Annotated in this window: 8 protein-coding genes; all 8 read left to right on the plus strand. The window is 37.7% G+C overall.

The window, feature by feature from the left end:
* Window positions 1–95 precede the first annotated feature (95 nt).
* Window positions 96–2,945, plus strand: a complete 2,850-nt coding sequence (uvrA, locus tag FFM61_RS02140; RefSeq protein ID WP_074426883.1) for an excinuclease ABC subunit UvrA — start codon at window positions 96–98, stop codon at window positions 2,943–2,945.
* Window positions 2,946–3,023: 78 nt separating this feature from the next.
* Window positions 3,024–3,143 (plus strand): putative metal homeostasis protein, encoded by a 120-nt coding sequence (locus FFM61_RS02145; protein ID WP_137600423.1) that lies wholly within the window; start codon window positions 3,024–3,026, stop codon window positions 3,141–3,143.
* Window positions 3,144–3,360: 217 nt separating this feature from the next.
* Window positions 3,361–4,248, plus strand: a complete 888-nt coding sequence (gene rapZ / locus FFM61_RS02150) for an RNase adapter RapZ (protein ID WP_074426884.1) — start codon at window positions 3,361–3,363, stop codon at window positions 4,246–4,248.
* A gap of 2 nt (window positions 4,249–4,250) precedes the next feature.
* The gene (locus FFM61_RS02155; RefSeq protein ID WP_074426885.1) at window positions 4,251–5,249 is read left to right on the plus strand and encodes a gluconeogenesis factor YvcK family protein; all 999 of its coding nucleotides are present in this window, start codon (window positions 4,251–4,253) and stop codon (window positions 5,247–5,249) included.
* 26 nt (window positions 5,250–5,275) lie between these two features.
* Entirely contained in the window at window positions 5,276–6,238 is a 963-nt protein-coding gene (gene whiA / locus FFM61_RS02160; RefSeq protein WP_074426886.1) for a DNA-binding protein WhiA, read from the plus strand.
* An 89-nt stretch (window positions 6,239–6,327) separates the two neighbouring features.
* Complete coding sequence (locus FFM61_RS02165; RefSeq protein ID WP_074426887.1) at window positions 6,328–6,921, plus strand: ATP-dependent Clp protease proteolytic subunit; 594 nt, start codon at window positions 6,328–6,330, stop codon at window positions 6,919–6,921.
* A gap of 371 nt (window positions 6,922–7,292) precedes the next feature.
* Window positions 7,293–8,288 (plus strand): D-2-hydroxyacid dehydrogenase, encoded by a 996-nt coding sequence (locus FFM61_RS02170; RefSeq protein WP_074426888.1) that lies wholly within the window; start codon window positions 7,293–7,295, stop codon window positions 8,286–8,288.
* Between the two features lie 90 nt (window positions 8,289–8,378).
* Complete coding sequence (locus FFM61_RS02175; RefSeq protein ID WP_074426889.1) at window positions 8,379–9,527, plus strand: PTS sugar transporter subunit IIC; 1,149 nt, start codon at window positions 8,379–8,381, stop codon at window positions 9,525–9,527.
* The last annotated feature ends 214 nt before the right edge of the window (window positions 9,528–9,741 follow it).

A 9,741-nucleotide genomic window follows, 5' to 3' on the forward strand; every position in this document is an offset into this window, starting at 1 on the left:
AATTAATGATTATGTGATGAATTAGGTTTTAACTAACAAAAAAATATTAAAAGCGTTATAATGTAAGCAGTACAGCAGAGCAAAGGAGACGTTTTATGGTCAATGATTGGATAAAGATTCATGGTGCCCGCGCACATAATTTAAAAAATGTAGATGTTGCAATTCCTAGAGATAAATTTATTGTAATGACAGGTTTATCTGGATCAGGAAAAAGTTCATTGGCATTTGATACGTTATATGCTGAAGGACAACGACGATATGTCGAAAGTTTGTCATCATATGCCCGTCAATTTTTAGGACAAATGGATAAACCAGATGTTGATGCCATTGATGGCTTGAGTCCAGCGATTTCAATTGATCAAAAAACAACATCTAAAAATCCCCGTTCAACAGTGGGGACTGTTACAGAAATTAATGATTATTATCGTTTGTTGTTTGCTAGGGTGGGAAAGCCGGATGCGACGACGGATGGTATTATAGTTAAAAAATCAATTGATCAAATGTTAAATGATTTATCAGAGCGCCTAAGTGAAGGGAGCCGGATGCAGATCTTAGCGCCCATTATTCAGCATAAGCGAGGATCACATGCCACGGCCTTTGAACGGATTCAAAAAGAAGGGTTTGTGCGTTTCTTAGTAGATGGGGAGATGCATGAAGTAACTGATGAGCTTGAATTAAATAAAAATAAGTATCATGATATTGCGATTGTTGTTGACCGTATTATTTTACGAGACAATTCACGCGCACGTTTGTTTGAATCTTTTGAATCAGCAATGCGTTTAGCAGATGGTTTGGTAACGGTTGACGTTACTGGTAGTGAACAATTAACCTATTCCGATCATTACACAGGCGCTTTGAAAAAATTTGCAGTTGGGAAATTAGAGCCACAATTATTTTCTTTTAATGCACCACTTGGTGCTTGTCCGGTATGTGGGGGCTTAGGTATAACATTAGAGGTAGATATTGATTTGGTGATACCTGATCAAAGTAAAACTTTAGCAGAGGGGGCTTTGGCCGCATGGAATCCCATTTCATCCTCTTATTATCCAGAAATGTTACGTCAATTTGCAGAGTCAGTTAATATACCAATGGATGTGCCATTTGAAGACTTAACAAATGAACAGCGTCAGTTAGTATTGTATGGTGATGAAGAAAATACTTTCCATTTTCATTATGAAAATGATTTTGGTGGTGTACGCGATGTTGATGTTAATTTTGAAGGGGTAATGAATAACATTAACCGTCGTTATCGTGAATCTAATTCAGACTTTACGTGCGAGCAAATGCGTAGTTATATGAATGAATTGACGTGTAATGCTTGTCATGGTTATCGTTTGAATGAAGGTGCACTTTCGGTTAAAGTTGGGCAGTTAAACATTGGTGAAATTTCAGAACAATCAGTTGCTAAAGAATTAGATTATTTTGAAAACTTGGCTTTTGGACAGCAAGATCAAGAGGTAGCAGCACCTATTGTAAAAGAGATTAAGGATCGTTTGCGTTTTTTGAAAAACGTTGGATTAGATTATTTAACGTTATCACGTTCGGCTCGTACACTATCAGGTGGTGAAGCACAGAGAATTCGATTAGCAACGCAGATTGGTTCTAACTTATCGGGTGTGATGTATGTTCTGGACGAACCCTCAATTGGACTACATCAACGTGACAATGCGCGCTTAATTCAATCATTGCAACAAATGCGTGACCTAGGTAATACGTTGGTTGTCGTTGAACATGATGAAGATACGATGCGAGCAGCTGATTATTTGATTGATGTTGGTCCTGGTGCTGGTGAGCACGGTGGTCAAATTATGGCGGTTGGTGCGCCTGATGAAATTCAAGCCAATGAAGATTCGTTAACGGGACAATATTTATCAGGTAAACGATTTATTCCGGTCCCAACGTCACGTCGCGCAGGTAATGGTCAAAAAATTACGGTGACTGGCGCAGCAGAGAATAATTTAAAGAATATTAAAGTGGATTTTCCATTGGGTAAATTAACCGTTGTAACGGGTGTTTCCGGATCAGGTAAATCCACGTTAGTCAACACCATTTTAAAACGGGCGCTCAAGATGGAAATTAATCGTAATTCTCAAAAGCCCGGTAAGTATCGCAAACTAACCGGTTATGAAAATATCGATAAAATTGTTGATATCGATCAAAGTCCAATTGGCCGGACGCCAAGATCGAACCCAGCAACCTATACTGGTGTATTTGATGATATTCGTGATTTGTTTGCACAGACTAATGAAGCCAAATTGCGTGGTTATAAAAAAGGCCGTTTCTCTTTCAATACAAAAGGTGGTCGTTGTGAAGCATGTAAGGGTGATGGGGTCATTAAGATTGAAATGAACTTTTTGCCTGATGTCTATGTCACGTGTGAGGTTTGTGGTGGTACACGTTACAATTCAGAAACCTTAGAAGTGACGTATCGTAGTAAAACAATTGCTGACGTCTTAGATTTAACGGCTGAACAAGCCGTTGATTTCTTTGCGGCAATTCCAAAGATTCGTCGTAAATTACAGACCATGGTTGATGTTGGGTTAGGCTACGTTAAATTAGGTCAAGCAGCTACTACTTTATCTGGTGGGGAAGCGCAACGTATGAAATTAGCATCTGAATTACAACGAAAGTCTACTGGTAAAACAGTTTACATCCTTGACGAACCAACGACTGGCCTACACGTAGCTGATATTTCACGTTTGCTAGAAGTGCTACAACGACTAGTTGATAGCGGTAATACCGTTTTGATTATTGAACACAACTTAGATGTCATTAAAACAGCAGATTGGTTAATTGATATGGGACCTGAAGGTGGTGATGGCGGCGGTTATGTACTAGTAGCTGGGACACCAGAAAAAATTGCGGCAACATCTGAGTCGTATACAGGCCAATATTTAGGACCAATTATGGCGCGTGATCGTGAGCGAGCACGTTCGTTAGTCTGAACGTGAATCCTTGCATTTTAATAGTGAATTATCTATACTTATATTTTGTAAGTTAAAACGTATTGGGAGGTAACTATCATGGCAGAAAAAATGGATACAGCGTCAGCTCGACGCAAAATGAAGAGCCCAAATATTAAAACACGTAAGCGTGCACTCAAAGCGTTGCACGAGGCGAATCGACAAACGACCAAAAAGTAAATAAGTGATATCACAGAAATTATTATTTTTTAAGATGGTCATGAAATAAGTTTAGGGAGCATCAATCTGCCATGTTAAAATGACAAGTTTGATGCTCTTTTTGAGTGTGCTAGCTTTTATGTTGTCGTGTTGTTTGATAAATGCACGTAGAAAACATATCCGGGTGTGTCTTAAGATGATACAATGGATGAGATTAAAAGATAGGGGGGAGGATTAAATGGGCAAAAAAGAGTTGATCATTGTCACTGGTATGAGTGGTGCAGGTAAAACTGTTGCTATCCAGGCATTTGAAGATTTAGGCTACTTTACAGTCCAAAATTTGCCACCAGCTATGCTACCAAAATTTTGGCAAATGATTTCTGACGAAGAAAATATTCAACGGGCTGCAGTCATGATTGATTTGCGCTCACAACGGTTCTTCGATGATTTGGATGAAGAAATTCATAAATTAAGAAAAAATAGTCATAATAAGTATGATATGAAAATTATCTATATCGATGCATCCGATGAAGAATTGGTGGCACGTTATAAAGAAACGCGACGTTCTCACCCACTTTCTGGTGAGGGCGGAACATTATATGGTATCCAACTAGAAAGACAAAAATTAAGCGGAATTCTTGATTTGGCAAGTGGTGTTATTCATACTGATGACTTTGCACCACGACAACTCCGTAATTATATTCAGCAGCATTTTGGGTCAAAGGATGGACAAGCGAATACGTTTACGGTTCAAGTAATGAGCTTTGGTTTTAAATATGGTATACCATTAGATGCAGATATGATATTAGATGTTCGCTTTTTAACTAATCCTTACTATGTCGCATCGTTAAGAAATCAAACGGGGTTAGATCATGCTGTCGCCGATTACGTTTGGCATACCGCTGATGCTGAAGAATTTTATCAACGTATTAGTAAACAAATTAAATGGCTACTGCCAAAGTATAAAACAGAAGGAAAAAGCAATTTTACAATTGCTTTTGGTTGTACAGGTGGTCAACATCGGTCAACCGCCTTTGCTCATCGATTAAGTCAAGACTTGGGTGCCGATTGGATTGTGAACGAACATCATCGTGATATTGAACGACGAAAGGAGAGTGCAAACTGATCATGAGTGAAAAATATAGTGTCAAGCGCACGCCTAAAATTGTTGTTATCGGTGGTGGTTCTGGGCAACCAGTTGTTTTAAATGGTTTGAAAAAATATAAAAATGACTTAACTGCGATTATTACGGTAGCTGATGATGGCGGTTCATCGGGAACCTTACGTGATTATCTTCAAATGGTACCACCTGGGGATATTCGCAATGTTATGGCAACATTATCACAATTGCCAGCAAGTCTAATTGATATTTTCCAATATCGGTTTAAGCCAGAAGATGAAATGTTTGCTCATCATTCGTTAGGAAATTTGATTATTGCGGCGATGGCTGAAAAAGAACATGATATTTTTGATGGGATTCAATTGCTTGCTAAAATTATGCAAGTTAAAGGGCACGTTTATCCCGTTGCAAATGAACCACTCGTATTACATGCAGCTTTTACTGACGGAACCTACCTAGCAGGTGAAGCCGAAATCACAGCTGCACATAAGGTTATTGACCATATCTGGGTAACGCCACAAACAGCGCCAGCTACTCATGATGTACAAGCACCAAAGCAAGTGGTAAATGCAATTTTAGAAGCAGATGTGGTAGTCCTTGGACCAGGTAGCTTATTTACTAGTATCTTACCGAATTTAATGGTACCCAATGTTGCTGAAGCATTACGCGCAACGCGAGCTAAAACTGTGTATATTGCGAATATTATGACGCAAAAGGGTGAAACCGATAATTTTACTGATGCTGATCATGTCAGAGCGATTAATGAACATGTTGGTGAACGCATTGTTGACGCTGTTATTATGAATACTGGTAAAGTTCCTGAAGACTATATTGACTGGCAACGCTGGAACGAAATTTCTTTACAAGTTGATTCAGATCCAGAATCAGTTAAAGCGCAAGGTGTCGACCCAGTTCTAGGTGATTTATTGGCATTACGTGATGATGGGGCTTTCCATGATGGGGATGCTGTTGCACAGTTGATTATGCAAATTGTTGCTGATCAATAAATGAAATGAAGTAGGAGGTGGCGCTAATGTCATTTGCAAGTGATGTTAAGAAGGAATTAACCACCTTAGAAATTAGTAATCCAGATAATGCTAAAGCTGAATTATCAGCATTGTTACGAATGAATGGCTCACTTGGGTTAACGAACCAACATTTTACGTTGAACGTCCAAACTGAAAATGCAGCCACGGCTCGTCGTATTTTAGGGCTATTACAACAATTTTATCGGTTGCCTTCTGAAATTTCCGTTCGACGCCAAATGAAATTAAAAAAGAATAATTTGTATGTTGTTCGGATTACGCAAGGTGTTAGTAGTCTACTGGATGATTTACACATCTTTGAAAATTTTGAATTATTGCCAACGGTTCCAGATGAATGGTTAGTGCCGGAAGGTAAAGCGCGCTCGTATCTTAGAGGTGCATTTTTGGCAGCAGGTTCAGTAAATAATCCAGAAACAAGTCGTTACCATTTAGAGATATATTCATTATATGAAGAACAAGCAACACAGTTGGCAGGGTTAATGAATCGTTTTGATTTAAATGCAAAAGTTGTTGAACGTCGATCAGGGTTCATTGTTTATTTAAAAGAAGCCGAAAAAATTGGCGATATGATGAAAGTAATCGGGGCAACTAATGCCATGTTTCGTATGGAAGATGTGCGCATTATTCGGGATATGCGTAATTCGGTTAATCGATTAGTTAATGCTGAAAATGCCAATTTAGATAAAACGGTTAATGCTAGTCAAAAACAAATTGATGATATTTTATTTTTAGATGAAGAAATCGGTTTGGGACGTTTGCCTGAAAAGCTTAAAGAAATTGCAGAAATCCGTTTATTACATCGTGAAGAACCATTATCAGCGCTAGGTCAATATGTACCATCTGGTGTTATTTCGAAATCAGGTGTGAATCACCGGCTGCGAAAACTGACGAAAATGGCTGATGAAATTAGAGATACCGGCCGGTTACCCGAGGAATTACAAAGAGGATAAGTAAATTAGTTAAATACAGTTTGACCATTCTTGACGAAATGATAGAATGGTAATATGTTTTGACTTTGAATTTGAGGAGGAAAGTATACATGACACCAGTTCCATATGTTATTGAGCAATCATCTCATGGTGAACGTTCATATGATATTTTTTCACGCTTGTTAATTGACCGTATTATTATGGTTAATGGTGAAATTGAATCACAAATGGCAACGGCCATTATCGCGCAGTTGTTATTCTTAGATGCCCAAGATCCTGATAAGGATATTTACATGTACATCAACTCACCAGGTGGTGAAGTTAATGCCGGTATGGCAATTTATGACACAATGAATTTCATTAGTGCAGACGTCCAAACAATTACAATTGGATTAGCTGCATCAATGGCATCAGTTCTTGCATCTTCAGGTGCTAAGGGCAAGCGTTTTATTTTGCCTAATTCACAGTTTATGATTCACCAACCATCAGGTGGTGCTCAAGGTCAACAAACTGAAATTGAAATTGCTGCCCAAGAAATTTTGAAGACACGTAAGAAGTTGAATCAAATTTTGGCGAACAATACTGGTAAGCCATTTGAAGAAGTTCAAAAAGATACAGAGCGTGATCACTGGTTAGATGCAGAAGAATCACTTGCTTATGGATTAGTCGATAAAATTATGACTAGTGCTAAAGAAAAAGAATAAAATGAATCGTAGTTTTACTAGCGCAGTAAAAAAATGATATTGACAAAGATATGGTTTTGTTCATTGAAAAATGATCAGAAATGTATCTTTTTTTGTATATCTTATAAAAAGAAGCAATTAGTTGATATAACAACAATTATATGGATAATATTAGGTGTAACGATGATTGTTTTTCAATAAATTGATGTGTTTATTGTGAAAAAATGAGCTTTATTGTAAGCGCTTTTATTGCAAGAAAATGAAAATATAATCGTTATTATCTAACTAATTTGTCCCAAATTGAAACGTTGGAATGAATCCGCTATGTTGAACCTTTCACAAATACATTTATAATTATAAGTGTTAAGAAAAGCTTTGGAGGAATTAAAACAATGAAAATTTTTGCGTATGGTATTCGAGAAGATGAGCAAGCTGCATTGAAGGAATGGATGACAAACCATCCAGAGGTAGAAGTTGGTTATACAGATGAATTATTAAATCCACAAACAGCGCAATTAGCAGCTGGTGCAGATGCGGTTGATGTTTATCAACAGTTAGCATATACCCCCGAGACATTAACTGCCCTACATGAACTTGGAATCAACAAAATGTCACTACGTAATGTTGGAACAGATAATATTGATTTTGAGACAGCACGCTGCTTTGATTTTTCAATTTCAAATGTTGCAGTTTATTCACCAAATGCGATTGCTGAGCATGCAGCCATTCAAGGTGCACGTATTTTGCGGCAAACTAAGCCTTTAGATCATAAGATTGAAAACCATGATCTACGCTGGGCCCCAACAATTGGACGTGAAGTGCGTATGCAAACTTTCGGTATTATTGGAACTGGTCACATTGGTCATGTTTTGATTGATATTTTACAAGGATTCGGGGCTAAAGTAATTGGTTATGATATTTATCGTAATCCAGAACTAGAAGCAGAAGGTATCTATGTTGATTCATTAGATGAATTGTATGCACAATCAGATGTTATTTCATTGCATGTCCCAAGTTTGCCAGAAAATTATCACATGATTAATAAAGAAACTATTGCTAAGATGAAGGATGATGTTGTCTTAATTAATGTTTCACGTGGTGATTTGATGGATATCGATGCTGTAATGAGTGGCTTAGACTCAGGTAAGATTTTTGGTCTAGCAATGGATGTTTATGAAAATGAAGTTGGCTTGTTTAACAAAGATTGGTCAAATGACAAGTTACCTGATGAAAAGATTGCAGATTTGATTGCTCGTGAAAATGTATTGGTTACACCACATACTGCTTTCTATACAACTAAGGCTGTCTACGAAATGGTAACACAATCAATGAATGCTTCATTAGCCTTTATTAAGGGTGAAGAAACAGCTAATGAAGTAAAGTATTAATTAAATAAGTTGTTAGTTACGTCGTGATGATTGTGGGATTTCATTGCGTTGACTATGTGACATGTCACATTAGAAAGGTAATCTAAGATTATGACTAGCGCAGTTTTTGATGGTTCTTACGAACTAAAATTTAAGGATTTTTTCTTTAAGGTGTTGAGTGGGTCTGCTCAAGGAATTTTGATAGGTGTTTTACCTTCAGCGGTCCTAAAGTATATTATTCGTCCGTTTGTACAAAACGGTATGGGCTGGGCAATTGATTTGAGTGCAATTTTGACACTGTTCTCATCATTTATTCCATTACTTATTGGATTGGCAATTGCCATGCAATTTAATATGAAGGCACTGGATGTTGGTGTTATGGCGATTGCAGTTGGTGCAGCATGTGGTTCAATCAAGTGGGCATCAGTTCCAGCAGGGTTTGAAAACCCCATTACACAGGTGAAAACAACCATACCAAGTACAGTATATATTGCGGCAGGTGCTGGAGATGTTATAAATGCGATGATTGTGGCTGCCATCGGTGTTTTGGTAATTTGGTTAATTGCTAAATATCTAGGGGGCTTTGGCTCATTGGCAATTATCTTAAGTCCAATTGTTGTTGGTGGTGGTGTTGGTTTGATTGGTAAGGAAATTGCACCTTACGTTGGTGAAATTACAACTTGGATTGGAAAGATGGTTCAATTAGCAACTGATCTACAACCATTACCAATGACGATTATCATTGCCATGGCCTTTGCTGTTATTATTGTGACGCCTGTTTCAACTGTTGGAATTGCATTAGCAATTACGTTGTCTGGTTTAGGTTCAGCAGCGGCAGGAGTTGGAATTGTCGCAACGACAGTTGTATTGTTAATTAATTCAATCAAGGTTAATAAGAAGGGGACATCAGTGGCAATCTTCCTAGGTGCAATGAAGGGAATGATGCCAGCAGTGTTTAGAAAGCCAGTTATGTTGTTGTCATTTATGGTGGCAGCTGGAATTTCTGCATTGCCAATTAGTATGATGAATGTGCAAGGTACACCGACATCTGCTGGATTTGGTTGGATTGGCTTTGTTTCACCAATTCAATCTGTTGTTCGTGATGCAGCCGACAAAGTGTTCCAAACAAATGTAATTAGTGTTGTACCGGCTATACTGATTTGGGCTATTATCCCAATCGTTGCTGGAATTGTAGTTGACTTGTTGTTTACTAAGGTATTGAAGTTGTATAAGCCAGAAGATTTTGAACAAGAAATGTAATAAAGAAAAAAGACCTGGGTTTTGATCCAGGTCTTTTTTGTATGCGATAATAAAAAAACAGGAAATGGTCAAAACCATTCCCTGTTTCCATAATCGTTTATTTAATACTATATTTATGATATAGACTAATAAATAATGGCTCTATGTCAAACAGCGTGAAAATCGTGAAATTGACTTAAAGAGTTTGTGAAATATAGCTTGCGAATCTGACAAA

It is taken from the genome of Weissella hellenica, from assembly GCF_005405545.1.
Classification (GTDB): Bacteria; Bacillota; Bacilli; order Lactobacillales; family Lactobacillaceae; genus Weissella; species Weissella hellenica.

What these genes read in the sequence shown, in the direction of transcription:
- uvrA (WP_074426883.1), top strand. Translation starts at nt 96, where the DNA reads ATGGTCAATGATTGGATAAAGATTCATGGTGCCCGCGCACATAATTTA.
- FFM61_RS02145 (WP_137600423.1), top strand. Translation starts at nt 3,024, where the DNA reads ATGGCAGAAAAAATGGATACAGCGTCAGCTCGACGCAAAATGAAGAGC.
- rapZ (WP_074426884.1), top strand. Translation starts at nt 3,361, where the DNA reads ATGGGCAAAAAAGAGTTGATCATTGTCACTGGTATGAGTGGTGCAGGT.
- FFM61_RS02155 (WP_074426885.1), top strand. Translation starts at nt 4,251, where the DNA reads ATGAGTGAAAAATATAGTGTCAAGCGCACGCCTAAAATTGTTGTTATC.
- whiA (WP_074426886.1), top strand. Translation starts at nt 5,276, where the DNA reads ATGTCATTTGCAAGTGATGTTAAGAAGGAATTAACCACCTTAGAAATT.
- FFM61_RS02165 (WP_074426887.1), top strand. Translation starts at nt 6,328, where the DNA reads ATGACACCAGTTCCATATGTTATTGAGCAATCATCTCATGGTGAACGT.
- FFM61_RS02170 (WP_074426888.1), top strand. Translation starts at nt 7,293, where the DNA reads ATGAAAATTTTTGCGTATGGTATTCGAGAAGATGAGCAAGCTGCATTG.
- FFM61_RS02175 (WP_074426889.1), top strand. Translation starts at nt 8,379, where the DNA reads ATGACTAGCGCAGTTTTTGATGGTTCTTACGAACTAAAATTTAAGGAT.